Annotated in this window: 23 protein-coding genes, 2 tRNA genes and 1 pseudogene; 18 read left to right on the forward strand and 8 right to left on the reverse strand. The window is 73.4% G+C overall.

The features are described 5' to 3' along the window. Nucleotides 1–450: 450 nt before the first annotated feature. Nucleotides 451–1,722 (reverse strand): ATP-binding protein, encoded by a 1,272-nt coding sequence (locus DV701_RS15030; protein WP_114929421.1) that lies wholly within the window; start codon nt 1,720–1,722, stop codon nt 451–453. Between the two features lie 245 nt (nt 1,723–1,967). After that, a tRNA-Arg gene (locus DV701_RS15035) sits at nt 1,968–2,040 on the reverse strand. Between the two features lie 77 nt (nt 2,041–2,117). Between DV701_RS15035 and DV701_RS15040 the strand changes: the two genes are divergently transcribed. Genes DV701_RS15040 through DV701_RS15055 form a run of 4 tightly spaced genes read left to right on the forward strand, consistent with a single transcriptional unit; the run spans nt 2,118 to nt 7,684 of the window. Then, nucleotides 2,118–2,468: a 6-pyruvoyl trahydropterin synthase family protein gene (locus tag DV701_RS15040; protein WP_114929423.1), complete on the forward strand. Its 351-nt coding sequence runs from the start codon at nt 2,118–2,120 to the stop codon at nt 2,466–2,468. Between the two features lie 7 nt (nt 2,469–2,475). Beyond that, nucleotides 2,476–3,765 carry an MFS transporter gene (locus DV701_RS15045; protein ID WP_114929425.1) on the forward strand — a complete coding sequence of 430 codons (1,290 nt, stop codon included), beginning with the start codon at nt 2,476–2,478 and terminating at the stop codon, nt 3,763–3,765. Next, entirely contained in the window at nt 3,762–7,385 is a 3,624-nt protein-coding gene (locus DV701_RS19175) for a hypothetical protein (protein WP_162803072.1), read from the forward strand. The genes DV701_RS15045 and DV701_RS19175 overlap by 4 nt, the downstream gene beginning before the upstream one ends. Next, a complete protein-coding gene (locus DV701_RS15055; protein ID WP_114929427.1) occupies nt 7,382–7,684 on the forward strand; it encodes a hypothetical protein in 303 nt (100 codons plus the stop codon). The genes DV701_RS19175 and DV701_RS15055 overlap by 4 nt, the downstream gene beginning before the upstream one ends. Nucleotides 7,685–7,814: 130 nt before the next feature. On the opposite strand, the gene mscL is transcribed toward DV701_RS15055, so the two are convergent. Beyond that, on the reverse strand, nt 7,815–8,216 hold the full coding sequence (mscL, locus tag DV701_RS15060) for a large conductance mechanosensitive channel protein MscL (protein WP_114929429.1): 402 nt from the start codon (nt 8,214–8,216) through the stop codon (nt 7,815–7,817). Between the two features lie 192 nt (nt 8,217–8,408). Further along, complete coding sequence (locus DV701_RS15065; RefSeq protein WP_114929431.1) at nt 8,409–9,110, reverse strand: SAF domain-containing protein; 702 nt, start codon at nt 9,108–9,110, stop codon at nt 8,409–8,411. Nucleotides 9,111–9,163: 53 nt separating this feature from the next. Here DV701_RS15065 and DV701_RS19285 point away from each other — a divergent pair, with 53 nt between their 5' ends. After that, a complete protein-coding gene (locus DV701_RS19285; RefSeq protein ID WP_324616631.1) occupies nt 9,164–9,364 on the forward strand; it encodes a hypothetical protein in 201 nt (66 codons plus the stop codon). Nucleotides 9,365–9,378: 14 nt separating this feature from the next. Here DV701_RS19285 and DV701_RS19290 read toward each other — a convergent pair. Next, a pseudogene (locus DV701_RS19290) lies at nt 9,379–9,519 on the reverse strand (FmdB family zinc ribbon protein); the annotation flags it as partial. 59 nt (nt 9,520–9,578) lie between these two features. On the opposite strand from DV701_RS19290, the gene DV701_RS15075 reads away from it, so the two are divergent. Beyond that, nucleotides 9,579–12,275 (forward strand): penicillin acylase family protein, encoded by a 2,697-nt coding sequence (locus DV701_RS15075; protein WP_114929435.1) that lies wholly within the window; start codon nt 9,579–9,581, stop codon nt 12,273–12,275. Here DV701_RS15075 and DV701_RS15080 read toward each other — a convergent pair. Beyond that, nucleotides 12,244–12,903: a 5-formyltetrahydrofolate cyclo-ligase gene (locus tag DV701_RS15080; protein ID WP_114929437.1), complete on the reverse strand. Its 660-nt coding sequence runs from the start codon at nt 12,901–12,903 to the stop codon at nt 12,244–12,246. The genes DV701_RS15075 and DV701_RS15080 overlap by 32 nt on opposite strands. A 58-nt stretch (nt 12,904–12,961) precedes the next feature. Between DV701_RS15080 and DV701_RS15085 the strand changes: the two genes are divergently transcribed. From DV701_RS15085 to DV701_RS15105, 5 genes are all read left to right on the forward strand, one after another. Next, a complete protein-coding gene (locus DV701_RS15085; RefSeq protein ID WP_114929439.1) occupies nt 12,962–14,224 on the forward strand; it encodes a molybdopterin molybdotransferase MoeA in 1,263 nt (420 codons plus the stop codon). Beyond that, nucleotides 14,221–14,721, forward strand: a complete 501-nt coding sequence (gene moaC, locus DV701_RS15090) for a cyclic pyranopterin monophosphate synthase MoaC (protein ID WP_114929440.1) — start codon at nt 14,221–14,223, stop codon at nt 14,719–14,721. The genes DV701_RS15085 and moaC overlap by 4 nt, the downstream gene beginning before the upstream one ends. Then, a complete protein-coding gene (locus tag DV701_RS15095; protein WP_114929442.1) occupies nt 14,718–15,350 on the forward strand; it encodes a GNAT family N-acetyltransferase in 633 nt (210 codons plus the stop codon). The genes moaC and DV701_RS15095 overlap by 4 nt, the downstream gene beginning before the upstream one ends. 121 nt (nt 15,351–15,471) lie before the next feature. After that, nucleotides 15,472–16,398, forward strand: coding sequence for a hypothetical protein (locus DV701_RS15100; protein ID WP_114929444.1), 927 nt, complete (start codon nt 15,472–15,474; stop codon nt 16,396–16,398). Nucleotides 16,399–16,491: 93 nt separating this feature from the next. Continuing rightward, nucleotides 16,492–16,567: transfer RNA gene (locus DV701_RS15105), tRNA-Ala, on the forward strand. A gap of 117 nt (nt 16,568–16,684) precedes the next feature. Here the strand turns inward: DV701_RS15105 and DV701_RS15110 are convergent. Then, the gene (locus tag DV701_RS15110) at nt 16,685–17,815 is read right to left on the reverse strand and encodes a cysteine desulfurase family protein (protein WP_114929446.1); all 1,131 of its coding nucleotides are present in this window, start codon (nt 17,813–17,815) and stop codon (nt 16,685–16,687) included. 152 nt (nt 17,816–17,967) lie between these two features. Here DV701_RS15110 and argF point away from each other — a divergent pair, with 152 nt between their 5' ends. The 4 genes from argF to DV701_RS15130 are packed head-to-tail and all read left to right on the forward strand — an operon-like array spanning nt 17,968 to nt 21,510. Further along, a complete protein-coding gene (argF, locus tag DV701_RS15115) occupies nt 17,968–18,972 on the forward strand; it encodes an ornithine carbamoyltransferase (RefSeq protein WP_114929448.1) in 1,005 nt (334 codons plus the stop codon). A gap of 11 nt (nt 18,973–18,983) precedes the next feature. Then, a complete protein-coding gene (locus DV701_RS15120; RefSeq protein WP_228255064.1) occupies nt 18,984–19,484 on the forward strand; it encodes a PH domain-containing protein in 501 nt (166 codons plus the stop codon). Further along, nucleotides 19,481–21,103 carry a PH domain-containing protein gene (locus DV701_RS15125; RefSeq protein ID WP_114929452.1) on the forward strand — a complete coding sequence of 541 codons (1,623 nt, stop codon included), beginning with the start codon at nt 19,481–19,483 and terminating at the stop codon, nt 21,101–21,103. The genes DV701_RS15120 and DV701_RS15125 overlap by 4 nt, the downstream gene beginning before the upstream one ends. A gap of 8 nt (nt 21,104–21,111) precedes the next feature. Then, nucleotides 21,112–21,510 carry a tetratricopeptide repeat protein gene (locus tag DV701_RS15130; protein WP_228255065.1) on the forward strand — a complete coding sequence of 133 codons (399 nt, stop codon included), beginning with the start codon at nt 21,112–21,114 and terminating at the stop codon, nt 21,508–21,510. 25 nt (nt 21,511–21,535) lie between these two features. On the opposite strand, the gene DV701_RS15135 is transcribed toward DV701_RS15130, so the two are convergent. After that, complete coding sequence (locus tag DV701_RS15135) at nt 21,536–23,137, reverse strand: dolichyl-phosphate-mannose--protein mannosyltransferase (RefSeq protein WP_114929454.1); 1,602 nt, start codon at nt 23,135–23,137, stop codon at nt 21,536–21,538. Between the two features lie 66 nt (nt 23,138–23,203). On the opposite strand from DV701_RS15135, the gene DV701_RS15140 reads away from it, so the two are divergent. Genes DV701_RS15140 through DV701_RS15150 form a run of 3 tightly spaced genes read left to right on the forward strand, consistent with a single transcriptional unit; the run spans nt 23,204 to nt 26,628 of the window. Then, nucleotides 23,204–23,899: a succinate dehydrogenase cytochrome b subunit gene (locus tag DV701_RS15140; protein WP_114929456.1), complete on the forward strand. Its 696-nt coding sequence runs from the start codon at nt 23,204–23,206 to the stop codon at nt 23,897–23,899. Nucleotides 23,900–23,917: 18 nt separating this feature from the next. Next, entirely contained in the window at nt 23,918–25,888 is a 1,971-nt protein-coding gene (locus DV701_RS15145; RefSeq protein ID WP_114929458.1) for a fumarate reductase/succinate dehydrogenase flavoprotein subunit, read from the forward strand. Beyond that, a complete protein-coding gene (locus DV701_RS15150) occupies nt 25,885–26,628 on the forward strand; it encodes a succinate dehydrogenase/fumarate reductase iron-sulfur subunit (protein ID WP_114929460.1) in 744 nt (247 codons plus the stop codon). The genes DV701_RS15145 and DV701_RS15150 overlap by 4 nt, the downstream gene beginning before the upstream one ends. Nucleotides 26,629–26,635: the final 7 nt, after the last annotated feature.

The following is a 26,635-nucleotide window of genomic DNA, read 5'->3' on the forward strand; positions in this document are numbered from 1 at the left end:
CGGGTCGGTGGGTGGGATCTCGTGGGCAGCGCGCCAGATGGCGAGGTCGCCGAGGAGCTGGTCGTCGGCCTCTGGGGGCAGCGTGCTTTGCCAGGGGGCTCGATCGGAGGCGCCCGCCCGCTGTGCTTCGTCTGCGACGCGCTGCTTGAGGTCGTCGATCCGGTGGGTGAGCTGGTCGAGGTAGTCGCTGTTCTCCGCGTCCTGCCGCAGGACGGGTGGGGCGTCGGGCAGCCAGGGCAGGGGCGCGTCCCGGTGGGACGGCGGGGTGGCGCCGGCGATGCGCCAGGCGAGGGCGGCGGCGGGGTCGTCGGCTTCGGTAAGGGACCGGGTGCCGCGGTACGAGAGGTCCACCGTGCGGCCCACCGGGCACCAGTGAGGCACCAGTGCTTGGTGGCACGACGTCCGGACGCTGCGCGCCCACAGCGGCGTGACTGGTGTGTTGCAGCGTGGTCAGGTGGTGAGCAGTCCTAGTGGGATGACGCCGATTCCGTCGCGGCGGCGGTAGGCGTGGGGGCCGGTGTTGATGATGATGGCGTCCAGGAGGCGGCCCCCGAGCCGGTCGGTCAACCAGTGCAGGTGCTTGGTGTCCTGGTCGGTGATGGTGGTGGCCAGCTTGACCTCGATGGCCAGGACGCGGCCGTCGTCGCGGACGAGCACGAGGTCGATCTCGTGGTCACCGTTGCGGGTGCGCAGGTGGGCGACCTGCGCTTCGGCAGCCTGGGACGGCACGCGGACGCACAGCGTGACCAGAGACTCGAAGAGGTGGCCGAGCATGGTGCCGGCCTGCGGGCCCACGGGCGTGCCGTCTCCCTCCAGGAGCGTGTCCGACCCCAGTCCGAGGAGGCGCGCCGCCAACGCAGGGTCGGCGAGGTGATGCTTGGGTGCCTGACCGAGCCTGGTGAGCAGGTTGCCGCCAGGGGCCCAGGCGGGGACCGGGTCGATGAGCCACAACGAGGTCAGCACGTCCCGGTAGGCGATCGAGGTCGACCGGGCCGGCTTGTCAGCCTGGCCGGGAGTCGCCGCGTCCAGGATCTGGGAGTAGCTGGCTGTCGTGGCGGTCGCGGCGGCATAGGCCCGCAGCCAGGCCAGCATGGATTCTGGCTTGCGCACGGCCAGACCCTGCTCCGGCACATCCCGGTCGACCGCGTTGCGCAGGTAGGAGTCCAGCTGGAACCGACGGGCACGAGCCGACAGGGATCTCATCGCTGGAAACCCTGAGGCGACGATCTCCTCGGTGTAGTCGGCCAGGCCCAGGTCGCAGCTGCCTTCGAGCGTTGTCCGGCGGCCCGCGAGCAGGGCGGCCAGGCTGACCGTCGGCTCGGCCAGCCCACGCTCGACCAGCGTCATCGGACGCATCCGCAACCGGCCGATCCGGCCAGCCCCGGAGTGCGCGGTCGCGTCCGGGGATGGTGAAGCGCTGCCCGCCAGCAGGAACTGCCCACCGCTCGGGTCGGCGTCCACCGCACGACGGACCACGTCCCAGACCTCGGGCACCTTCTGCCACTCGTCGATCAGGAGCGGTCGGGCTCGCCGCAACGCCAGCTCCGGGTCGGCCTCGACCGCCGTCCGGTTCGCCCGCGAGTCCAGCCGGAGCAGGCCGCGCACGTGCTGCTCGGCCGTGGTCGTCTTCCCCACACCCTTGGGACCGTCGATCGCGATCGCAGGAACCTGCCCGAAAAGCTCGTCCAGTTCGTCATCCAGCACCCGGCGTGTATAGCCCATACCCTCAACCCTACAAGAAGCAGCGAGTGAATCAGTCAATTAGCAGGCCTTCAGTCAGTCAACCGCAAGGAAGCAAGCCGACGGGTGATGGTCCGGGGCGTGTGGTGCCGGTCCGTCGATAAGGCTCTCCTCGGGTCGGCATCGCGTTAGGGAGTCCGCCGACCGGGCACCAGTCCATGCCCGAGCTCAGGCCTGCGGCCGACCGCGGAGGGGAGGTAAAGCGTCTGACCTGCAACGACAGGAAGTGCCCCCGGCAGGATTCGAACCTGCGACACCCGCTTTAGGAGAGCGGTGCTCTATCCCCTGAGCTACGAGGGCGGGGCCCCTGCGGGGCCAGGAGAGATCTTCTCACGAATCCGCGGCGGACCCGAGCGTGCACGGCATACCCTCGCAGCATGGTCTCCCGCACCGTCCACGTGGTCCGCGAGCTCTCCTTCGCGGCGGCCCGGTCGCTGCCGCACGTCTGGGGCGGCCGCACGAGCCCACATCCCTACCGGGTCGCGCTCACCGTGGCGGGCGAGCTCGACACGCACGGCATGGTGGTCGACTGGGGTGTGCTGGACCGGCTGGCCGCGCCCGCGCTGGAGCAGCTCGACGGCGGCGACCTCGTCGCGCTGCTCGGCACGCCGTCGGCCGAGATCATCGCCCTCTGGCTGCTCGACCAGCTCGAGCCGGCCGTGCCCGGACTGGTCAGCGTGCAGGTGTGGGAGACGGAGCGCGCCTCGGCGCTCGTCCACGTGCGATAGTTCCCCGGTGACCACGGCGCCGACCCCCGCTCCGGACCTGGACGTGGCGACGACCCAGGGGCGGACCGTCCTGACCCTCATGGGCAGCCAGACCCTGGGCGGTGTCGGTGTCGCCAGCGGGATCGCGGTGGCCGCGATCGTCGCTGCGGAGGTGAGCGGCAGCGACGCGCTCTCCGGCCTGGCCAACACCACGCAGATCCTCGGCGGCGCGCTCTTCACCGTCCCCGTCGCCGCCCTGATGGCAACCCGTGGCCGCCGTCCGGGACTCGTCGCCGCCTACCTCGTCGGCGCGGTCGGGGCCGTCCTCGCGGTGACCGCGGCGACCGTCGGCAGCTTCTGGCTGCTCCTGCTCGGCACGACCCTCTTCGGGGCGTCGACCACCGCCAACAGCCAGGCGAGGTATGCGGCCACCGACCTCTCCCCGCCGGAGCGCCGCGGACGGCAGCTCAGCTGGGTGGTGTGGGCGACCACGGTCGGATCGGTGCTCGGACCCAACCTCATCGGGCCGGGGAAGTGGATCGCGCTGCAGCTCGGGCTGGCCCCCCTCGCCGGCGCCTGGGTGCTGTCCCTCGTCGGCTTCCTGCTCGCCGCCGTCCTGCTCCAGGCGCTCCTGCGGCCCGACCCCCTCCTGCTCTCCCGCGAGCTCGAGCACCGCGCGCGGCCGGTGCTGGAGGCGACGGCGCCCGCCGCGGCGCGCCGCGGCAACGTCGCCGAGGGACTGCGCCTCATCCGGTCCACCCCGGCCGCTCTGTGGGGGACGGCCGCGGTGACCACCGGTCACGTCGTCATGGTCGCGGTCATGGTGATGACGCCCCTGCACATGCGGCACGGCGGCGCGGTCGTGGAGCTCATCGGACTGGTGATCTCGCTGCACATCCTGGGCATGTACGGACTCTCGCCCGTCGCCGGCTACCTCACCGACCGCGTGGGCGCGCCGGCCGTCGTCCTGACCGGGGTGGGGCTGCTGCTGCTGGCCTGCCTGTTCGCGGGCCTCTCGGTCGCCGGCTTCTCGGCGGGGCTCACCGCCGGCCTCGTCCTGCTCGGGCTCGGCTGGTCGTGCACGATGGTCGCCGGCTCGGGCACGATCGCCGGCTCGGTGCCGGTCTCCGAGCGAGCGGCCGTCCAGGGGGCCGCCGACCTGGTCATGGGCCTCTCCGCGGCAGCTGGAGGGGCGCTCGCCGGGGTGGTCATGGACCTGTGGGGGTATGCCGTCCTCTGCGCGCTCGCGGCAGCCGCCGCGCTCGCGCTGGGTGCCTTCACGGTTGCGCGACGCGGAGTAGTTAGCCTGGGTCGGTGACCTCGTCCCGCTCCTCCCACCCGCCCGACACCGGCCGCACCGAGGCCGTCCAGCGGGCGCGCGCCGAGTGGCGTCACGAGGTCGCCGAGCTGGGCGGGCCGAACACCCTGCTGTGGCACCGGACCTCCCTGACCGGCACCTTCGACCTCAACCTGGCCCACCCCGGTGGCGTGGCCAAGCTGCTGTCCGGGCGCGCCACCCTGCTCTCCGAGCTGGTCCGCGAGCAGGTCGCCCTCCAGGACGCGGCCCGGCGGATCGGCGCGATCCGGGACAAGGTCGGCGAGCTGCGCCGCGAGCACGGTCTGGAGACGGGGTTCCTCGGCATCGGCCTGGCCACCTGGAAGCTCCAGCGGGTGCCCGTGCCCCCGCGCGCCCCCGTCCTGCTCCGCAGCTGCCGGATCAGCCCGACCGGTCCGGCGCACGCCGACTACCTGATCGAGCTGCACGAGGACGTCGTCTTCAACCCGGTCCTCGAGCACTACCTGCGCAGCGAGGCCCACCTGGAGCTGGACCCGGCGATGCTGGCCGGGCTCTCCGCGCAGAGCCACGGCTTCGACCCGCGGATGACCTACCAGGAGCTGGAGGCCATCTGCACGGAGATCGCCGGCTTCGCGATCGGCCCCCAGATGGTGGTGAGCACCTTCCCGTGGGCCAAGCTGCCTCTCGTCACCTCCTACACCGGCGACGCCCAGCGGCTCGCCGCGCACGACGTCGTCGCCGCGCTCGCGGGGGCCGACGTGCCGCTCACCTCACCGGGCCCCGACCCGGTCCGGGCCGACGACCCGGCCCAGGAGCTGTCCGCGCTTGACGCGGACCGGGCCCAGCGCCTCGTCCTCGAGGAGGTCGCCCGGGGCGCGCACGTGGCCCTGGACACACCTGCGGGCACGGGGGCCACCCAGACCGTCGCCAACGCCGTCGTCGCAGCCCTCTCCGAGGGCCGCAGCGTCCTGGTCTGCTCCGAGGAGCGCTCCGCGCTCGAGGGCCTCCGGCGCAGGCTCGACCACGTCGGCCTGGGCGACCTGTGCCTGCACCTCGGCGAGGATCCGGTCTCGATGCGGGCAGGGCTGGCCACCGTGCGGCAGGCGATCGACCGGTTGCCCTCCGAGGCGGAGGCCGACCTCGGGACCGACCCGCTGCCGGCGCGCGCCGACGCGCTCGCCGTGCTGCGCCGCGACCACGAGGTGCTCCACCACCGGCACGACCCCTGGGGCCTCTCGCTGGCCCGCACCGAGGACGACCTGGCTGCCCTGGCCGCGCTGGAGGACCCGCCGTCGACGCGGGTGCGGCTGCCCGTCGACGTGCTGCGCGAGCTGGACGACGAGTCTCTGGCGGAGGTCAGCGACGCACTCGTCGAGGCCGCCGGCGCCGACGCCTGGACCCGCAGCCGCGCCGAGGACCCCTGGTACGCCGCGCACCTGTCCTCCGACGACGAGGCCGCCCGTGCCCGCGAGGTCGTGGCCAGGCTGGTCACCGGCGGTCTCACGCAGGCACGGGAGCAGGCCGAGGAGGTCTGCCGGGAGGCGGGCGTCCCCGCTCCGGCGAACCTGGAGCAGTGGGGCCACCGGCTCGGGCTCGTCGCCCGCGCCAGCGAGACCCTCGACATCTTCTCGCCCCGGATCTACGACGCACCGCTGGAGGCCATGGTCGCGGCCACCGCGGAGCGCGACGAGGTGCGCGAACGGCCCGGCGCCGTCTCCCGGGCGCGGCTGCGCCGGCAGGTGCGCTCGCTGCTGCGGCCCGGCACGCCGCCGCCGGACCTGGCCCGTCGCGTCCGGATGGCCCGCGACGAGCTCGCCGAGTGGGAGTCCGTCGCGGGCCGGGCCGCCCGCCCGGCCGCACCCCAGGGCTGGGAGGAGGCGCTGGCCGCCTACGCGCCCATCGGGGAGGACCTCGCCTGGCTGGCGCAGGTGTTCGCCGACCGTCCCTTCGGTCAGGACCTGACCACCGTCCACCTCGACACCGTCCTCGAGCGGCTCGTCATCCTCGACGCCCGCGCCGACCGTGCGCAGGTCGCGGCCACCGTCCACCCGCTCCTGGACCCGCTGCGGCGCCGGGGGCTGGGGGAGGTCGTCGACGACCTCGCCCGCCGGGGAGTGCCGGCCGAGCGGGTGGCCGCCGAGGTCCGCTTCGTGCACCGCTCCTCGCTGCTGGCCCACCTGCGCTCCGACGAGGTCTCCCAGCAGCTGCCCGCCGAGGCCGTGCGCGAGGCCGAGCGGACCTTCCGTCGTGCCGATCGCGCCCACCTGCACCGCAACGCGCTGCGGGCCCGGCGCGCCGTAATCCGGCGCCTGCGTCGCACGCTCTCCTCGCACGCCTCGCAGCTCACGGCCTTCGAGCGGGCCGTCGAGCGCAGCCAGGTCGGCGGCGTGGACCTTCGCGACGTCATCAGCCGGGCGCCGGACGTCGTCCTCGCCGCCCAGCCGGTCGTGCTGGCCTCGCCCCTCGTGGTGCCGTCGGTCCTGCCGCCGGACACCGTCTTCGACCTGGTGGTGCTCGACCGGGCCGGCCGCACGACGACGGCGCGGTCGGTCCCGGCGCTGGCCAGGGGGCGTCAGGTGCTCGTCGTCGGCGACAGCGGCGGGACGGGCCCCGTCGGCTTCACCGTCGTCGCCGACCCCCGCGCCGACGACGAGCTGTCGGTGGCGGCCGACACGTCCGGCTCGCTGCTCGCGGACGCTTCGGCCGTCCTCCCGGTCCGGCACCTGCAGACCCACTACCGCGCCCTGGACCAGGGCCTGGTCGCCCCGCTCGCCGCGGTCATGTCGGTCCCGGTCCACAGCTTTCCGGGGGTATGGCGCGCCGCCCCCGTCGGCGAGCACCTCGCCCCCGGCGGGGTGGAGGAGCAGGTGCGGGCGGCCGTGGAGCTGGTCATCGAGCACGCGCGCAGCGCCCCGGAGGCGAGCCTGCTGCTGCTCGCCGACGACGAGGCGACCGCCGAGGACCTGGATGCGGCGCTCCGGGCCCGGCTGTCGGCGAGCTCCCGGGGCAACCGGTCCGAGCCGGTGAACGCCCTGCTCGACGACGCCTCCGTGGTGGAGCCGCTGCTGGTCCGCCCGCTGCACCGGACGGCCGGCGAGGTCCGCGACCGTGTGGTGTGGGTCACCGGTCCGGCTGCCGCGAACGACGTGCGCCGGGCGGCGACGGCCGTCGGCTCGGCCCGGCGCGGCGTCGACGTCGTCACCCCCGTCCCCGTGCAGCACTGGCCCGAGGGAGCAGGACGCGACCTCGTCCACCAGGCAGTGACCTTCCGCGACCGGTCAGCCAGGAGCAGCCGCTCGGCGGTTCTCGCCGAGCTGACCCGACGGCTGCGGGAGGAGGGACTGACGGTCTACGAGGACTACGCCCACGGCCCGCACGGCATCGACCTCGCCGTCACCTCGACGATGGACGAGGGCCGCATGGCGGTCGCCGTCGACAGCGACGTGCGCCCGGGAGCGATCGACGGCGGCGACGACGAGCCGCTGGGCCGTGACGACCTCCGGCTGCGCCACGACCAGCTGACCCGGATGGGCTGGGTGCCCGTCCGCGTGCGCAGCACGGACGTCTTCACCGACCCGGCCCGGGAGGTGGCCCGGGTGCTGCAGGCGCTGCGCGACGCCTCGGCGCGCGAGGGACCGTGACGCGCACCGCCCCCGGGGGCGACCGCTCGGCGGAGCAGCCCTCGGCGCAGCAGCCCTCGGCGCAGCAGGATCACTCCGCGGAGCACCCCGACCAGGAGGACGGGGCCGTGCCTGACAAGCCGGAGGAGGTCGCTCCGAGCCGCTCCCGCAGGCACCACCGGGTGCTCGCTCCGGCGACCAACCCGAGCGCCGACGCCTCCGAGGACACCGTGGCGCGCACCGGCCCGGAGCCGGGTGCCCCCGGGGAGAGCGCCCGGGACGCCTGGATCCGCGCGCAGCGGCCGCCCCACTGGGGCTGAACGCGGTGCTGGTGGGGTCTGGGCGGAGCAGCCGCTCGGGCAGTGCAGGCATGAGCAGGGCCCCGGCACGCTGGTGCGTGCCGGGGCCGGTGCGACGCCGACCACGAGGCCTGCGTCGGGGAGCCGTCGCTCAGACGTCGCGGCGCTGGGCGAGCAGGTCGCGGATCTCGCGCAGGGTGGCCACCTCGTCGGTGATCTCCTCCTCCTCGACGATGCCCAGCCGGGCGTTGCGGCGCTCGTTGAACGCGTTCATCGGGAGCACGAGGGCGAAGTAGACCACCGCAGCGGTGATCAGGAAGACGATCAGCGCGTTGATGATGGCGGCGAAGTCCATGTAGGTGTTCTCCTTGCCGCTGATGAGCTCGAAGCCCAGGCCGCTGGCGGAGGCGCCACCTGCCGCGTTGAGCAGCGGGGTGACGATGGATCCGACGACGACCTCGACGACCGCGGCGAACGCGGCGCCGATGACGACCGCGACCGCCAGGTCGATGACGTTGCCGCGCATGATGAAGTCTTTGAAGCCCTTGAGCACGGCCTCTCCTTTCCGCCGGATTCCCTGTCCCGGGAATCTCGGATGGTGATCGTGTCGCCCCGGCGCGAGGTGCGCGCTCAGGGCCGCGGGGAAGGGTAACGGACCAGCGACGCGATGACCTACTCGTGCAGGTGGCACGCCGCGTCGCGCACCTCAGGCCGCCCGGTAGGAGTGCACATCCGGGGTCCGGTGTCACCCGCTCGGAGCCGGAGGGCGCACGGCCACGAGGAGTCCCGCGCCCGCCGGGTCGGCGCCGCGCGCCGCGGCCAGCGCGCCGGCACCCTCGGTGGGCACCGCCAGCCAGACGCCGCCGGCCGCTGCCTGCCCACCGGCGCCGCCCCCGGCGACAGCGGCCAGGCCGGTGACGGGCCCGCCACGCACGGGCACGGCGAGGACGGGGACCGACGTCAGCACCACCGTGCCGTCGACGGGGGAGAGCACGTCGACCAGGTCGCCCGCGGTCAGGCCGGCGACGACCTGCGGCTCGAGCAGCGGCAGCCACACCGCCACCTCGGCGGCGTCACGGCCGATGAGGAGCGAGCCGGTGCGCACGTCGTGCGCGGTCAGGACCTCGCCGCGCGCCAGGACGGCGGCCGCGGGCAGCCCGACCGCCTCGTCGGGGCGGGCGAGCGCTCCCTGCGGGACGGCTCGGGGCGGGAGGTGGCGCACCTCCACGTCGGTGCCGGACAGGACGTCGCCGACGGGGACCTGGCCGGTGGCGACGAGCACGGCGACGCCGTCCGCCGCGCGGTGGCCGAGTGCGACCCAGCCCGTGCCTGCGACGGCCACCGCGGCCAGCAGGGCGGAGAGCAGTCGCCGCAGCGCGGGCCGCTCCCGCAGCGCGGGGCGCGGTCGGGCAGAGGGACGGACGGTCAGCAGGTCAGGGGCGGGCACGCCTGCGACGCTAGGCGCACCGTGCCGGACCCGACAGGGGTCAGGCGGCCCCTGTGGACGAGGAGGTCGACGCCTTGGAGGATGTGGACGACCCGCCCGAGGAGGCCCCGGACGACGTCGCGGCCGGCTTGTCGCCGGCGTCGGAGGAGGACTTCCCCGAGCCTGACGAGGACGAGCCGCCGTCCGAGGACGAGGACGATGAGGACGTCGACTTCCCGGAGGAGGACGAGGAGCTGCGCGAGTCCGTGCGGTAGAAGCCGGAGCCCTTGAAGACGACCCCGACCGCGCTGAAGACCTTGCGCAGGGAGCCGGAGCAGTTCGGGCAGACCGTCAGGGCGTCGTCGCTGAAGGCCTGCTGGACGTCGAGCGCGTGGCCGCAGTCCTTGCACATATAGGAGTAGGTGGGCACGAGGCCGCATTCTACGTCTGCTCCCGGCCCGGGGCTGCATCGTGACCTACGCTTGGCCCGTGTCCCGACCCGTGTGGCAGCGCGTGACCGTGCCGGTGGTGGCGATCCTGGTCGTCGTCTCCGTCGCCGCGGCGGTGCTCGGTGTCGGTCTGGCCCGCAGGTCCTTCGCGCAGGTCAGCGGCGAGCTGCGCATCCCCGGCCTGACCGGCGAGGTCGAGGTGCTCCGGGACGGCCTCGGCGTGCCGCAGATCTACGCCGACACCCCCGAGGACCTCTTCCGGGCCCAGGGGTTCGTCGCCGCCCAGGACCGGTTCTTCCAGATGGACCTGCGCCGCCACGTGGTCAGCGGCCGGCTGGCCGAGCTGGTCGGCCAGGGCGGCGTGGAGACCGACAAGGTCATCCGCACCCTGGGCTGGCGCCGCGTCGCCGAGCAGGAGCTGCCGATGCTCGACCCTGTCGCCCGCGGCTACCTGCAGGCCTACTCCGCCGGCGTCAACGCCTACATCGAGGAGAAGGGCTCGCCGTCCACGATGGGCCTGGAGTATGCCGTGCTGGCCCCCTCGGCGCCCGGCTACCGGGTGGAGCCGTGGGACCCGGTGGACTCGCTGGCCTGGCTCAAGGCGATGGCCTGGGACCTGCGCGGCAACTACAGCGACGAGCTCGCCCGCGGCAGGCTGGTGGGCAAGGTCAGCCTCTCCCAGCTCGACGAGCTCTATCCCGACTATCCCGTGGAGGAGCACCCGCCGATCCTCAGCCTCGAGGAGTGGGCGCCCAAGCGTGCGTCCGGCGCACCGGGCGACAGCCGCGGCGGCACGTCCGGACCCGTCGTCGCACCCGCCCCCGGCCAGACCGTCGACCCGGCGGACCGCGCCGGCCTGGTCGACCCCGTCGCCCCGCCCGGGCCTGCCCTGGGCCCGCTGCGCAACAGCCTGGCCTCCGGGGACGCGCAGGACGCGCTGGCGGGCACCGGCCTGGCGATGGCCGCCGTGCCGGCCCTGGTCGGCTCCGGCGAGGGGATCGGCTCCAACTCCTGGGTGGTCTCCGGCGAGCACACCGAGTCCGGCAGGCCGCTGATCGCCAACGACCCGCACCTGGCCGTCTCCCAGCCCGGCGTCTGGCTGCAGACGGGGCTGCACTGCCGGGTCGTCGGGCCGCAGTGCCCCTTCGACGTCAGCGGCTTCACCTTCGCCGGCTACCCCGGCGTCATCATCGGGCACAACCAGTCGATCGCCTGGGCGTTCACCAACCTCGACCCCGACGTCACGGACTTCTTCCTCGAGGACGTGCGCGAGGACCGGGTGCTGCGCGGCGACGAGTACGCCCCCATGGACGTGCGCACCGAGACGATCAAGGTCGCCGGCGGCGACGACGTGACCATCACGGTGCGCGAGACCGGGCACGGGCCGATCGTCTCCGACGTGATCGCGCCCGCGCAGGAGCTCGGCGAGGACGCTCCGCTCGACGGGGTGGAGACCTCCAACGACTACGAGGTGTCGCTGGCCTGGACGGCGCTGGAGCCGAGCCGCACCGGCGAGGCGGTCTTCACGCTCAACGCGGCCACCGACTGGGAGGGCTTCCGCGACGCCGCCCGGCTCTTCGCCGCCCCGTCGCAGAACATGCTCTACGCCGACACCTCGGGCAACATCGGCTACCAGGCCCCCGGACTGGTCCCGGTCCGCAGCTCAGCGACCCACGGCACGCCCCCCGGCTACTACCCGGCGCCCGGGTGGGACAACGCCTACGACTGGCGTGGCTACGTCGACTTCGAGGACCTGCCCTGGGCCTACAACCCGGCCGACGGCGTCATCGTGGCCGCCAACCAGGCCGTGGTCCGCGGCACCACGCCGTTCCTCACCGTCGACTCCGACAAGGGCTACCGCTCCACCCGGATCCTCGACCTGCTCACCGCGCAGATCGAGGCGGGCACCCCGCTCACCGTCGAGGCGATGACCCAGCTCCAGCTGGACGACCGCAACCCCTTCGCCGAGGTGCTCGTCCCCTACCTGACGCGCATCGACCTCGGCAACGAGTTCTACACCCAGGCCCAGCGGCTCCTGGACGAGTGGGACCTGACCGCCCCGGCCGAGGGCGAGCAGTCGGCCGCCGCGGCCTACTTCTACGCCGTCTACGACAACCTGCTCGAGACCGTCCTGGACGACGAGCTGCCTCCCGACCTCGGTGCCTCGGGCCACTCGCGCTCGATGCTCCTGCTCCAGGAGCTGCTGGACCGGCCGGACAGCGCCTGGTGGGACGACCGGCGCACCCCCGGCGTCGTGGAGTCCCGCGACGAGGTGATCCGCACCGCGATGGTCGGGGCCCGCGACGACCTGACCCGCGCGCTGTCCAAGGACGTCGACGACTGGAGCTGGGGGGAGCTGCACCAGGTCCGGCTCGAGCACGAGGTGCTCGGCGGCGAGGCGGTCCCCGCGGTCGTGCGCGGCATCTTCGGCCAGGACCCGCAGCCGGTCAGCGGTGGCAGCTCCCTGGTCAACGCGATGAACTGGGACGCCTCCACCGACAGCTTCGAGGTGACCTCCGCGCCCTCGATGCGCATGGTCGTCGACCTGTCCGACCTGGACGCGTCGCGCTGGGTCGACCAGACCGGCACCTCCGGCCACCCCTTCCACCCGCACTGGAAGGACCAGACGCGGGCGTGGATCGAGGGCGAGACCTACGCCTGGCCGTTCACCCGCACCGCCGTGAAGGACGCTGCGGAGGAGACCCTCACGCTCCTGCCGGCGGAGCAGGCCGGCTGACCGGCACCGCCACCACGCCCGAGCCGGGCCGCAGCACCGCGTCCATGACGGCGTCGTGCTCGTCGGCCGGGACCGCGGGCACCACCTCGTGGTCGTGCAGACACACCACGACGGGCGCGCCGCCGGACAGCTCGCGCATCCGCGGCAGCGTCGTGTCGTAGTAGCCGCCGCCCTGGCCCAGCCGCACGCCCTGCGCGGAGATCGCCAGCGCGGGCACGAACGCGACGTCGACCTGCGCCAGGACCTCCGGCCCCAGCTGCTGCCGGTCGGGGTCGGTCAGGTCGGCCCAGTCCAGCCGCGGCTTGGTCAGGGTCACCGGGACCAGCACCCGCACCCCCGCGGCCAGCAGCGCCTCGGTGAGCCCGTCGACCGGGGGCTCGGTGCGCATCGGCTCGTAGGCCGTCACGCACATCCCGGCGACACCCCCGCGACCGGAGCGCGCGGCATACCCCTCGAGGTAGGACAGACCCGCCCGGCCGAGCGCGGCGCCGGCCTCCGCCCGCACCTGCGGCGTCCAGCGCTCCGCGAGGGCGCGGCGCTCGGCGCGCACGAGGGCGCGCCAGGTGACCTTGTCGGCGACCACGTCGCCGGTGGGCTCGTAGGCGGGAAGGACCTGGGAGGGGCTCATCGCCCCATTGTGGCCCTGACTAGGCTGACGGTGTCGTCCCCGAGAGAAAGGTCCGCCGATGATCAGCGTCGAGGAGCACCTCGAGGCCGTCCTGCGCCAGATCGTGCCCGTCGGCACCCAGCGGCTCCCGGTCGCCCGCGCCCACGGGCTGGTGACGACGGCGGACGTGGCCAGCAGGGCGGACCTGCCGCGCTTCGACAACTCCTCGATGGACGGGTATGCCGTGCGTCGCGAGGACCTCGAGGGCGCCACCCCCGAGACGCCGGTCCTGCTGCGGGTGTCGGGGGACGTCGCTGCGGGCGACCCCCTGCCGCGCGAGCACGTGCCCGGCCAGGCCTGGCGGATCATGACCGGCGCGCCGATGCCGGTCGGCGCCGACTCGGTGGTGCGCGTGGAGGACACCGACGGGCACGTGCGCGAGGCCCAGTTCCGCGTGCAGCCGGAGGAGGGCGCCAACGTCCGCCGCGCAGGGGAGGACGTGCGCACCGGCCAGCTGGTCCTGCCCGCCGGCACCCGGATCGCGGCCGCGCAGATCGCGGCGCTGGCCTCGGCCGGCGTGGAGGAGGTCGACGTCGTGGGCCCCGTGCGCGTCGTGGTCCTCTCCACCGGCGACGAGCTGGTCCCGCTGGGGCAGCCGGTCGGACCGGGCCAGATCGTCGACTCCAACGGCCCGATGCTCGAGGCGCTGGTCCGCGAGGCCGGGTTCTTCCCCGTCCACGTCGGCCACCTGCCCGACGACGAGGCGGCCACCCGCAAGGAGCTGCGCCACCACCTGGGTCACGCGGACGCGGTCATCACCACCGGCGGGGTGAGCAAGGGCGCCTACGACATCGTCAAGAAGGTGCTCACCGGCGAGGGTTCGATGGAGTTTCTCGAGGTCGCGATGCAGCCGGGCAAGCCGCAGGGCTTCGGGCTGCTCGGGCGGCGCCGGATCCCCGTCTTCACCCTGCCCGGCAACCCGGTCAGCGCCATCGTCAGCTTCGAGGTCTTCGTCCGCCCCGCCCTGGAGAAGCGGGCCGGGCGGGTCGTCTCTGACCGGACCACGACCGGCTACGCCCTCACCTCGTGGCGCAGCGCCTCGGACCGGCGCACCTACACGCGGGTCCGGGCCACCCTCGACGCGACGGGGGAGTATGCCGTGGAGCCGGTCGGTGGCAGCGGCTCCCACCTCGTGGCCGGGCTGGCGCTCGCCGACGCCCTCGCCGTCTCCGCGGAGGACGTGACCGAGGTCGAGGCCGGTTCGCGCGTCGACCTGCTGCTGCTGCGGCCCCGCCGGGAGATCGACGGGCGGCTGGCCAGGGAGAAGGAGACCGGGGGATGACCGGGCCGGACCGTGGGTCCGCTCCCGCCGGGCTGACCCATCTGCGTCCCGACGGCACCGCGCACATGGTCGACGTCACCGCCAAGGCCGTCACCGCCCGCACCGCCTCGGCCGCCGGTCTGGTGCTGCTCTCCCCGGAGGCGGTCGCGGCACTGCGCGGCGGCACCGTGCCCAAGGGCGACGCGATCGGCGTCGCCCGGATCGCCGGCATCCAGGCCGCCAAGCGCACCCCCGACCTGGTGCCGCTGTGCCACCCGGTCGCGGTGCACGCCGTCGAGGTCGACCTGGAGGTCGTCGACGAGGGCGTGCGGATCGCTGCGACCGTGCGCACCGCCGACCGCACCGGCGTGGAGATGGAGGCGCTGACCTGCGTCAGCGTCGCAGCGCTGGCCCTGATCGACATGGTCAAGGCGGTCGACAGGCTCGCCACGATCACCGACGTGCGGGTCACCGCCAAGTCCGGCGGCCGCTCGGGGGACTGGACCCGACCCGCGTGAACGAGGGTGGCTGGCGCTGGCCGGTCAGCCGGCGCACGGTGCTGCCCTCCGGACAGCTGCTGACCCTGCGTCCGCTGGAGCGTGCCGACCGCGCCGCCTGGACGGAGGTGCGGCGCCGAAACCGGGCCTGGCTCGCGCCGTGGGAGGCCACGGTCCCCGGCGAGCGGGCCGGGCGCACGACGTACCCCCGGCTGCGGCGCAGCCTGGACCGGGCTGCCCGGGACGGGCTGATGCTGCCCTTCGTCGTCGACGTCGACGGCGCGCTCGTCGGCCAGATGCAGCTCTTCGACGTGCTGTGGGGGTCACGGGCCAGCGGCTGGGCCGGCTACTGGCTGGACGAGGGCTCGACCGGGCGCGGCTACGCGACCTGGGCGCTGGCCACCCTCGTCGACCACGCGCTCCTGGCGGCCGGCCTGCACCGGGTGGACGTCGGAGTCCGCCCGGAGAACACCACGAGCCTGGCGGTCGTGCAGCGGCTGGCCATGCCCGAGGAGGGGGTCCGGCGCGAGCTCATGCACGTGGACGGCGGCTGGCGCGACCACCGCTGCTTCGCGGTCGTCGCCGCGGACCTCGCGCCCGGAGGGTATGCCGCGGGCGGCCTCGTCGAGCACCTCCGCCGGCGCGGGTAGGCACCGGCCGCTGCTCCTCGGAGGGCGCGCCCGGCCGGTCCGGGCCAGGACTTCCACGACACTCCGGGGGCGCTGGGACGCCTGTGGTGCTGTTGGGACTAGCGTGACGTACGTGCCTCCCATGAGCAGTCTTGTCTTCGTCGTCATCGTGGCGGTGTGGGCTGTCTACCTCGTGCAGCACTGGGTCCGTCGCCGCGACCACCTGGCCACCGCCCGCTCGGTCGACCGGTTCTCCGAGGCGATGCGCGTGCTGGAGCGCCGCCGGGAGCTGCCCGCCCCGGAGGTCGACGCCGCGCCCCGTTCCTACGCCGCCTCGCCGCTGCGTCCGGCGCGACCCGGCAGGCCCGAGGTGGTCGTCAAGAACGGCGCGCACGGCGCCACGGCCGTCGCCCCGTCCGCCGCCTACCGCCGCACCCGCGCCACGGCCCGCGTGCGGGGCGCGGTGCTGCTCATCGGCTCCCTGGCGATGATGACCCTGGTCACCCTCTCCGTCGTCGGCGTCCTCGGGCGCTGGTGGGCGGTCGCCGGCGTCGGTGTCGCCGCGGTGGCGCTCGTGCTGGTCCGCTGGTCGGTGGCGACGGCTGCGGCGGGCGCCCCCGCCGGCGCGCGTCCGCGCCCGGCGAACAGGCCGGTCACGCGGGTGCACCACCCCGCAGCCCGCGTCGAGCGCCTGGCGGCGACCGGGGCGGCAGATCACCAGTTCGCGGCGCAGAGCCTCGCCGTGACCCTGCGCAGCCCTGCGCGCCGCGACGCCGTCGTGGCCCCTGCGGCCGCCTCCGCCCCGGCCCCCTACGACGCGGCTCCCTACGACGTCGTCGAGGTCGAGGCCGGACTGCGGCCGAGCCGACCGGCCGAGCCGGCCGCCCCCGTGGTCCAGCCCACGGACGGCACCTGGAGCCCGGTCCCGGTCCCGCCGCCTACCTACACCCTCAAGGCCCCGGCCAGGCGCGGCGAGCTGCGCGGCTCCGTCTCCCTGCCCGCCGACGGCACCGAGATGGCCCTCGAGGAGGAGTTCGAGGACCTCCCGCGCATCGATCTGGTCGGCTGACGGCGCGTCCGCAGCCAGCAGCGGCAGGGCTCTACGACGGCCGCACGGATTTTTCCCGTCCGGTGCCGAGGTGTATAGTCGGTAGCCGCACAAGGGGCTGTGGCGCAGTTGGTAGCGCGTCTCGTTCGCAATGAGAAGGCCAGGGGTTCGAATCCCCTCAGCTCCACCAGAAGAAGCACCACGGACCCTGTCCGCCTGTCGGCGGCAGGGTCCGACCGCGTTAGCGGAGGTCCGCTCGCCTCGACGGTCGGGCGGACCCGCCCACGCTCGGAGGGTCCTGCCGGAGTCAGGAGGCCCTGCTGCCGGCCAGCACGGCACGCACGATCTCGTCCGCGGCCGGGTCCACCTCGGCCCGCGTGGTGGACCTGCCCAGCGTCAGGCGCAGCGAGCCCAGGGCGACGTCGTCGGCGAGCCCCGCCGCACGCAGCGAGGCGGACGGCGTGTGGGTCCCGGCGTGGCAGGCGCTGCCGGTCGAGGCCGCCACACCGGCAGCCCTGGCGAGGATGTCTTCCCCGAGCTGCCCGGGGACGGCCACGAGCAGCGTGTTGGGCAGCGCGGACTGCGACGGGGTGATCCGCACCAGCGGGGACAGTGCCCTGCTGAGCAGCTGCCACAGCCGCTCGCGCAGGCCGGCCTGCCTGGCCGGCTCCGTGGACAGCAGGGTGCCGGCCAGCTCCGCGGCGGCCCCCAGCCCGACGATCCCGGCGACGTTCTCGGTGCCGGGGCGGATCCCGCGCTCCTGACCGGCTCCGCGCAGCACCGGCGACAGCGGCACGCCGCGGCGCACGAACAGCGCCCCGACGCCTTGCGGCGCGTAGAGCTTGTGCCCAGCCACGCTGAGCAGGTCCACGCCCAGCTCGTCCACCTGGACCGGGATCTTCCCGACCGCCTGGGCGGCGTCGGTGTGGACCACGCCGCCCCGCGCGTGGACGGCCTCGGCGAAGACCGCCACCGGCTGCACCGTGCCGGTCTCGTTGTGGGCCAGGATCACCGTCCCCAGGCCGACCGGCCCCGCGGGCCACCGGTCCGTCAGGAACCGGGCGCTCGGGTCGACCGGCAGCTCGTGCACGAGCCAGCCGTGCCGCTCGCGCAGGTGGGCCACCGGGGCGGTCGTGGCGGGATGCTCCACCGGGGAGGTCACCAGGACCCGGGTCCCGGCCACGTCGGCGGCGCCCCGGACCGCCAGGTTGTTCGCCTCGGTCCCGCCGGAGGTGAACACGACCTCGTCCGCGTGCGCACCGAGCAGGGCGGCGACCTGCTCGCGGGCCTCCTCGACGGCACGTCGCGCCCGCCTGCCCTGCGGCGTGGTGCTCGAGGGGTTGCCGTGCCGCTCCGTGAAGTAGGGCCACATGGCCTCGGCCACCTCGCCGGCGACCGGTGTGGTGGCGTTGTGGTCGAGGTAGATCGAGTTCTGCATCGTCGGACCTCCGCACCCGGCCCGTGCCGTTCACGGGTCCGTGCACGCACATCATGGCCGAGGCGCCGGACGTGGTCACGCCGACGGGGACGGATACGCTAAACCCTCACGGGCGCCGGTCGTCCGCCGCCGCACGAGGGAGGAGCACGCACGTGGCCGTCAACCTGAGGGGTCGCAGCCTGCTGTCGCTGGTCGAGGAGACCCCGGCCGAGATCCGCTACCTGGTCGACCTCGCCCGCGACCTGAAGCGGGCGAAGATCTCCGGCCTGGAGCGACGGCGCCTGGAGGGCCGCTCGGTCGCGCTCATCTTCGAGAAGACCTCGACCCGCACCCGTGCGGCCTTCGAGGTGGCCGCCGCCGACCAGGGCGCCCACACCACCTTCCTGGAGCCGTCGAGCACCCAGATCGGGCACAAGGAGTCCGTCCGTGACACCGCGCGGGTCCTGGGTCGCATGTACGACGCCATCGAGTACCGCGGTGCCCGCCAGGAGACCGTCGAGGAGCTGGCCCGCCACGCCGGCGTCCCCGTCTACAACGGACTGACCGACGAGTGGCACCCCACCCAGATGCTCGCCGACGCGCTCACGATGACCGAGCACACCCACAAGCACCGGCACGAGACCTCCTTCGCCTACCTCGGCGACGCACGCAACAACACCGGGCACTCGCTGCTGCTGCTGGGGGCCAAGCTCGGCATGGACGTGCGGATCGCGGCGCCCGCCGGTCTGCAGCCGGCCACCGCCGTGGTCGAGCTGTGCCGGGGGTTTGCCGAGGAGTCGGGGGCCCGACTGACGATCACCGATGACGCTCGCGAGGCGGTCGTCGGCGTCGACTTCGTCCACACCGACGTGTGGGTGTCGATGGGTGAGCCGGTGGAGGCCTGGGACGAGCGCATCGACCTGCTGCTGCCCTACCGCGTCGACGCCACCCTCATGGCCGCGACCGGCAACCCGCGGGCCCGGTTCATGCACTGCCTGCCGGCCTTCCACGACGCCCGGACCACCGTCGGCGCCGCCCTGGTCGCCCGACGCCCGGAGCTCGCGGACGGCGTGGAGGTGACCGACGAGGTCTTCGGGTCCTCCGCCAGCATCGTCTTCGACCAGGCAGAGAACCGGCTGCACACCATCAAGGCGCTCATGGTCGCCACGCTCGCATGAGCCAGGGGGGTATGCCGTCCGCGCGCCTGCGCGAGCCCGCCCACCGAGTGAGTCCGCGCGCCGTGCGCTACTGGGTGGTCAACTCCGCGCTCGGGGGCGTCGTCGGTTGGGCGGTGATGTTCGCGATCGCCTGGTTCCTGCCCGAGCACGCGTGGTGGGCGGTGGGGCTGCGCTGGCTCTTCGTCCTCGGCATGGCCGCCAACGTCGTGGAGGTCGTCCTCGAGCCGACGATCCGCTACCGGCGCACCCGCTGGGAGGTTGCCGACGGCAAGGTCTTCGTCCAGACCGGCTGGCTGTCCCGGGACCAGCGCATCGCACCGCTGTCCCGGGTGCAGACCGTCGACACGCACCGCGGCGCGATCATGCGGCTCTACGGCCTGGCGAACATCACCGTCACCACCGCCTCGGCGGCGGGCCCGATCACCATCCCCGCCCTGGACAGCGACCTCGCCGACCGGGTCACCGCCGAGCTGGCGCGCATCACCGGCCAGACCCGCGGGGACGCCACGTGACCCTGCCCGACCTGCCGCCGCCGGTCGGTGCGCCCGTGCCGGGGCCGACACCGCCCGGCGCCGCCCGACCCGGGGAGTGGCAGCGGCAGAGCGCGCGCATGCTCCTGGTGCACCCCGTGCGCATCCTCGGCTCCTTCGCGGTGCCGATCCTGCTGGCCACCTTCGGCTTCCGGTCCGGGCAGGACGGGGGCCCCCCGACGTGGCTGTTCCTCCTGGTCGGCGCGACCTTCGCCGTGGCCTTCGGCGTCGCGTCGTGGTTCGTCACCCGCTACCGGTTCACCGACGAGCAGGTCCAGCTGCGCACCGGGCTGCTCAACCGGCGCGTCCTCACCGCCCCGCTGGACCGCGTCCGCAGCGTCGACGTCGAGTCCTCCGTCGTCCACCGCGTCCTGGGTCTGGCCAAGGTCAAGATCGGCACCGGCGTGGACGACAAGCGGATCGAGCTGGACGGCGTGAGCAATGAGCAGGCCGGCGAGCTGCGCACCTTCCTGCTCGCCCGCTCGCGGACGACGGCCGGCACGCACGCGCAGGTGCCGGATGGCTCGCCCGCGGACCTGCAGACCCGGCCGGCTCCCGACGAGGAGGACAGGCGCACGGCATACCCCGTGGGCGGTGCGGAGGACACCGAGCTGGCGCGGATCGACTGGGGGTGGCTGAGGTATGCCCCGTTCAGCCTGTCCAGTCTCGTCGTGGTCGCCGGCGCCGTCGGTGCGCTCTTCCAGTTCGGCGACGAGCTGCCGGTCGACGAGCTGGACGTGGCCCAGGACGCGTGGCGCTGGGTCGTCGCCCAGGCGGTGCTGATCCTGGTGTCGGCGGTCGTGGTCGCCGTCGTCCTCGGGTGGGTCGTCGTCTCCACCGCGAGCTACGTGCTGACCTGGTGGAACCTGCGCGTCGTGCGCGAGGGGCGGGGCAACCTGCGGATCACCCGCGGACTGCTGACCACGCACAGCCAGACGGTGGAGCGGGCCAAGGTGCGCGGTGCGCGGATGGGCGAGCCGTTCCTGCTGCGGCTCGTGCGCGGCGCCGAGCTGACGGCGCTGGCCACCGGAGTCGGCAGCGGCGGCACCACCAAGGTCCTGCCGCCGGCACCGCGGGACGTGGTGACCGCGGTGGGCCACGACCTGCTCGAGGAGCAGGGGCCGCTGACGATGACCCTGGTCGGGCACGGTCCCCGGGCCCGGCGCCGGATCCACGTGCGCCACCAGTGGGGCACGCTCATCCTGGTGGCCGTGCTCGCGGTCCTCACCTACCGGGTGGACGCGTCGTGGCTGGACCGGCTGCCGGGCTGGGGCCCGCCCGCCCTGCTCGTCGGCCTCGGCGCGCTCAGCGCCGTGGTGGCGGAGAGCGCCTGGCGCAACCTCGGGCACGGGCTGACGCAGCGCCACCTCGTCGTGCAGACCGGCGCGCTCGTGCGCACCCGCGAGGCGCTGGAGACCGCCGGCGTCATCGGCTGGGTGGTGCAGCAGTCCTTCTTCCAGCGCCGCCAGGACCTGTGCGACCTGGTGGCCACGACCGCGGCGGGTGGCGAGCAGGTCACGGCGCCGAACATCCCCGTCCCGCTCGCCGTCGAGCTCGCGCGCAGGGCCACCCCGGGAATGCTGGAGGGCTTCCTGGCGTAGTGCCAGACATGAGCGACTTCGAGCAGACCTGGCGCGAGCTCGGGCAACCTGCCGCGGGAGTGCCGCAGATCGGGCTGCCTGCCGACGACGACCTCGACGACCACGCCCGCTACGACCGGGCGACCTTCCTGTTCGAGACCCGCAGCTACAGCCAGGCCGCGGCGCTGCTCGAGCCGCTGGCGACCGAGCACCCGGACAACGCCGAGGTCCTCCTGCTGCAGGCGCGGTCCTTCTACTACTCCGCGCAGCTGGGCCGGGCCGAGACGGTGCTGCGCGGCATGGTCGAGCGGTGGCCCAGCGACGGCTACGCGCACCTGCTGCTGGCGCGTACTCTGCAGCGTGCCGGCCGCGCCGAGGAGGGCGCCCCGCACCTGAAGCTGGCCGAGGCGATGGGCCTGGGCGACTGACCGGACCGTCCCGGGACGGGGGACCCTAGGTCCAGAAGTCGAACCACATCCGCAGCTTCCACTCGTGGCGCGGGATGACCATCGCGGTGTGCACCGGGTAGTACCAGACGAACCAGGCCACGGCCAGGGTCAGGTAGCCCACGACGAGGACGGCGCCCCACCTGCGTCGTCGACGTGAGGCGTCCGCGGGCCCCAGCGCCAGGCCCAGGCAGCACACCACCACCAGCACGAGCCAGGGCACGAACGCCACCGCGTAGAAGCTGTAGATCGTGCGCGTCTGGTAGAGGAACCACGGGAACCACCCGGCGACGACCCCGGCCAGCGCCGCCCCCGCACGCCAGTCGCGCCCGAGCAGCCACAGGAAGGCCACCACGAGCAGGCCCAGCGTCGCGCCCCACCAGACGAACAGGTTTCCCAGCGAGGCGATGTACTCGACGCAGTCGGCGACCTCGCAGCCCTTCTCCCCGCGGGTGGGCCACTCGCTGAAGAACAGCGTGGGACGCCACTGGACGCTCCAGCTCCACGGGTTGGACTTCCAGGCGTGCTCGTTCTGCAGGCCGACGTGGAAGGTGTACATCTCCTGGTGGTAAGCCCACAGCGAGCGCAACGGGTCGGGGACCAGGGCCGCCAGGCCCCCGGTCGCCGGGTGGTCCTGCGCCCACTCCCGCTTCCAGCCCCCGGTGGTGGCCAGCCAGCCGGTCCAGGAGGTCACGTAGGTGACCAGGGCGACGGGCACCACGGTCAGGAAGGCCGGTATGCCGTCGCGCACGACGCCGCCGGTGAACCACCCGGGTGCACCCGCCGTCCGGCGCGCCCCGATGTCCCACCAGACGGTCATCAGACCGAAGACGGCCAGGAAGTAGAGACCGGACCACTTCGTCCCGGTGCACAGGCCCAGGCTGATGCCGGCGGCCAGGCGCCACCAGCGCATCCCCAGGCCCGGCCCCCACCAGCGCATCCACCGCTGCAGCGGGTTGCGCGGCACCGCTCGTCCGCGGATCCGCTCGGACCAGGGTCCCCAGCGCACCGCCAACCGTCGACGTGCCTGCTCGCGGTCGAGGAGCAGGAAGAAGAAGGCCAGCAGCGCCCACCACATGACGAAGATGTCGAGCAGCCCGATCCGGGACTGCACGAAGTGGTGGCCGTCGGCGGCCAGGAGCGTCGCCGCCGCCACGGACAGCAGCGCGTTGTGCCACAGGTGCCAGGCGATGCGGCCCAGCAGCAGGATCGACAGGGTGCCCACGACCGCCGAGCTCAGCCGCCAGCCGGCCGCGGAGTCAGGGCCCATGAGCATCTCGCCGAGGGCGATCATCCACTTGCCCACCGGCGGGTGGACGACCAGGTCGGGGGCGGTGCCGAAGACGTCGGGGGTGCCGTGGGTGAAGAGCTGGTCGGGCTCCTCGAGGCCCTCCCGGACCTCCCGCTCGTAGCCGAAGAGGCGCAGCGACCAGGCCTGCTTGACGTAGTAGGTCTCGTCGAAGACCAGCTCGTGGGGGTGGCCCAGCCGGAAGAACCGGACGGCCCCGCCGAGCACGGTGACCAGCAGCACGCCCAGCCAGGCGGCGCGGTCCGAGCGCGGCAGGGAGCTGGGGTCCGGCCCGAGGAGCCGAGCCCGCAGATACTCCATACCGGTCATCGTAGGGGCGCCGCAGGGCGCCGACGACCGGCACCACGGGAGTAGTACCCTGCCCCCGTGGCCACTTCAACCCTTCCCGCGAGCACGGACCGCAGGCGGTCCAGCATCCTGCTGAAGACGATCATGGCTGCCAGCGGCCTGTTCTTCATCGCCTTCCTGCTGCTGCACATGTACGGCAACCTGATGATCCTCTCGGGGCGCGAGGCCTTCGACGAGTACGCCGAGCACCTGCGCACCTTCGGCGGCGCGATGGTCCCTGAGCGGGGGGCGTTGTGGGTGATGCGGATCGGGCTGCTCGTCGCGCTCGTGGCCCACGTGGGCAGTGCGGTCGTGCTGTGGCGGCGCGCCGGGGCGGCGCGATCGGTGCGCTACCAGGTGACGCGGCGCAGCTACGGCAACTTCTACGTCAAGGCCATGCGGTGGGGCGGGCTGGCGATCCTGGCCTTCGTGATCTTCCACCTGATGCACTTCACCTGGCAGACGGTGACGATCGGCGAGGCGCACGCCAGCCCGGCGGCCAGGGTGATCGACAGCTTCAGCCACTGGTGGGGTGTGGGCATCTACGTGCTGGCGATGATCTTCCTGGGGCTGCACCTGCTGCACGGGATCTGGGGGGCGGCGATGACCCTCGGTCTGAACACCTCGCTGGAACGGGCCGAGAACATCCGCCTGACCAGCATCGTGGTCACCACGCTCATCGTGGTCGGCTTCCTGATCCCGCCCTTCGCCATCCTCTTCGGCCTCGTCAAGTAAGAAGGACCAGACATCACCATGACTGACCAGCTGATCGACGGCCTCTACCGCGAGGGCGAGCCGATCGCCGACACCAAGGCCCCGGACGTCCCGGTCCCGGAGATGTGGACCCGGCGCAAGTTCGACGCGGCCCTGGTCAACCCGGCCAACCGGCGCAAGCTCGACGTGATCATCGTCGGGACCGGCCTGGCCGGCGCCTCGGCGGGGGCGACCCTCGGCGAGGCCGGCTACAACGTCAAGTCCTTCTGCTACCAGGACAGCCCGCGGCGCGCGCACTCGATCGCCGCCCAGGGCGGGATCAACGCGGCGAAGAACTACAAGGACGACGGCGACTCGGTCTACCGCCTCTTCTACGACACCGAGAAGGGCGGGGACTACCGCTCGCGGGAGACCAACACCTACCGGCTGGCCGAGGTGTCCGCGGGCATCATCGACCAGTGCGTGGCCCAGGGCGTGCCCTTCGCCCGCGAGTACGGCGGCCTGCTCGACAACCGCTCCTTCGGCGGCGTGCAGGTCTCCCGCACCTTCTACGCGCGCGGCCAGACCGGCCAGCAGCTGCTCATCGGCGCCTACCAGGCGCTGGAGCGGCAGATCGCGGCGGGCACGGTCCAGATGTTCGCGCGCCACGAGATGCTCGAGCTGGTCGTCGTCGACGGGCGGGCCCGCGGCATCATCGCCCGCGACCTGGTCAGCGGCGAGATCGAGACGCACATGGCCGACGCGGTCGTGCTGGCCAGCGGCGGCTACGGCAACGTCTTCTACCTGTCGACCAACGCGATGGGCTCCAACGTCACCGCGGCGTGGCGGGCGCACCGCAAGGGCGCCTACTTCGCCAACCCGTGCTACACCCAGATCCACCCGACCTGCATCCCCCAGTCCGGGGAGCACCAGTCCAAGCTGACGCTGATGAGCGAGTCGCTGCGCAACGACGGCCGCATCTGGGTGCCGAAGAACGCCGAGGACTGCGACAAGGACCCGCGGCAGATCCCGCCGGAGGACCGCGACTACTACCTGGAGCGCATCTACCCGGCCTTCGGCAACCTGGTGCCCCGCGACATCGCCTCGCGCCAGGCCAAGAACATGTGCGACGAGGGTCGCGGCGTCGGCCCGGAGGTCGACGGCGTCCGGCGCGGCGTCTACCTGGACTTCGCGGCGGCGATCGAGCGGATGGGCGAGGAGGCGGTCCGCGCCAAGTACGGCAACCTCTTCGAGATGTACGAGCAGATCACCGGCGACAACCCCTACCAGGTGCCGATGCGCATCTACCCGGCCGTGCACTACACGATGGGCGGGCTGTGGGTCGACTACGACCTCGAGGCGAGCATCCCGGGCCTGTTCGTCGCCGGCGAGGCCAACTTCTCCGACCACGGCGCCAACCGGCTGGGGGCCTCGGCGCTGATGCAGGGTCTGGCCGACGGTTACTTCGTGCTGCCCAACACGATCCGCGCCTACCTGGCCAAGGGTCCCTTCGAGAAGGTCGCGGAGGACCACCCCGACGTGCAGGACGCGCGCCGCTCGGTCTCGGACCGGGTGGAGAGGTTCCTGTCCGTGGGTGGCACCCGCAGCGTCGACTCCTACCACAAGGAGCTCGGCAAGATCATGTGGGAGAAGTGCGGGATGGAGCGCACCGACGCCGGGCTGCGCGAGGCCATCGAGCAGGTCCGCGCGTTGCGCCAGGACTTCTGGGACAACGTGCGGGTGCTCGGCACCGCCGATGGCCTGAACCAGTCCCTGGAGAAGGCCGGCCGGGTGGCCGACTTCCTCGAGATGGGCGAGCTGATGTGCATCGACGCCCTGCACCGGCGCGAGTCCTGCGGCGGCCACTTCCGCGCCGAGTCCCAGACCGAGGACGGCGAGGCGCTGCGGCACGACGACGAGTTCGCCTACGTCGCCGCCTGGGAGTGGGGCGGGGACGGCGGCACCCCGGTCCTGCACAAGGAAGACCTGACCTTCAAGGCCATCGAGCTCAAGCAGAGGAGCTACAAGTGAAGCTCGCCCTCAGCATCTGGCGGCAGGACGGTCCCCGAGCCAAGGGGCGGATGGTCCGCTACGACATCGACGGGGTCTCCGAGGACAGCTCGTTCCTGGAGATGCTCGACATGCTCAACGAGCAGCTCATCGAGGAGGGCGAGGAACCGGTCGCCTTCGACTCCGACTGTCGCGAGGGCATCTGCGGGATGTGCGGCGTCGTGGTCAACGGCTCGGCCCACGGGCCGGAGCGGACGACCACCTGCCAGCTGCACATGCGCTCCTTCAAGGACGGCGACGAGATCGTCATCGAGCCGTGGCGCGCGGACCCCTTCCCGGTGATCAAGGACCTGGTCGTCGACCGCAGCGCCTTCGACCGGATCATCCAGGCCGGCGGCTTCGTCTCGGTCAACACCGGTGCCGCCCCCGACGCCCACGCCGTGCCGGTCCCCAAGGAGCACGCCGACCGGGCCTTCATGGCGGCCGAGTGCATCGGCTGCGGCGCCTGCGTGGCGGCCTGTCCCAACGGGTCGGCCTCGTTGTTCATGGGTGCCAAGATCACCCATCTGGGCGAGCTGCCGCAGGGCCAGCCGGAGCGCGACGCGCGCGCGGTGGCGATGACCGAGCAGCACGACCACGAGGGCTTCGGCGGCTGCACCAACCTCGGCGAGTGCACCCGCGCCTGCCCCAAGGGCATCCCGCTCAACGTCATCTCGCAGATGAACGGCGACGTCCGCCGCGCCGGCTACGGGCACCGCTGAGCGCCCT

Source organism: Ornithinimicrobium avium (assembly GCF_003351765.1).
GTDB classification, from domain to species: Bacteria; Actinomycetota; Actinomycetes; order Actinomycetales; family Dermatophilaceae; genus Ornithinicoccus; species Ornithinicoccus avius.

Coding starts and splice junctions, on each gene's coding strand:
- DV701_RS15030 (WP_114929421.1), bottom strand. CDS start 1,722: ATGGGCTATACACGCCGGGTGCTGGATGACGAACTGGACGAGCTTTTC.
- DV701_RS15040 (WP_114929423.1), top strand. CDS start 2,118: ATGGTCTCCCGCACCGTCCACGTGGTCCGCGAGCTCTCCTTCGCGGCG.
- DV701_RS15080 (WP_114929437.1), bottom strand. CDS start 12,903: ATGAGCCCCTCCCAGGTCCTTCCCGCCTACGAGCCCACCGGCGACGTG.
- DV701_RS15085 (WP_114929439.1), top strand. CDS start 12,962: ATGATCAGCGTCGAGGAGCACCTCGAGGCCGTCCTGCGCCAGATCGTG.
- moaC (WP_114929440.1), top strand. CDS start 14,221: ATGACCGGGCCGGACCGTGGGTCCGCTCCCGCCGGGCTGACCCATCTG.
- DV701_RS15100 (WP_114929444.1), top strand. CDS start 15,472: ATGAGCAGTCTTGTCTTCGTCGTCATCGTGGCGGTGTGGGCTGTCTAC.
- DV701_RS15110 (WP_114929446.1), bottom strand. CDS start 17,815: ATGCAGAACTCGATCTACCTCGACCACAACGCCACCACACCGGTCGCC.
- DV701_RS15120 (WP_228255064.1), top strand. CDS start 18,984: ATGCCGTCCGCGCGCCTGCGCGAGCCCGCCCACCGAGTGAGTCCGCGC.
- DV701_RS15130 (WP_228255065.1), top strand. CDS start 21,112: ATGAGCGACTTCGAGCAGACCTGGCGCGAGCTCGGGCAACCTGCCGCG.
- DV701_RS15135 (WP_114929454.1), bottom strand. CDS start 23,137: ATGGAGTATCTGCGGGCTCGGCTCCTCGGGCCGGACCCCAGCTCCCTG.
- DV701_RS15145 (WP_114929458.1), top strand. CDS start 23,918: ATGACTGACCAGCTGATCGACGGCCTCTACCGCGAGGGCGAGCCGATC.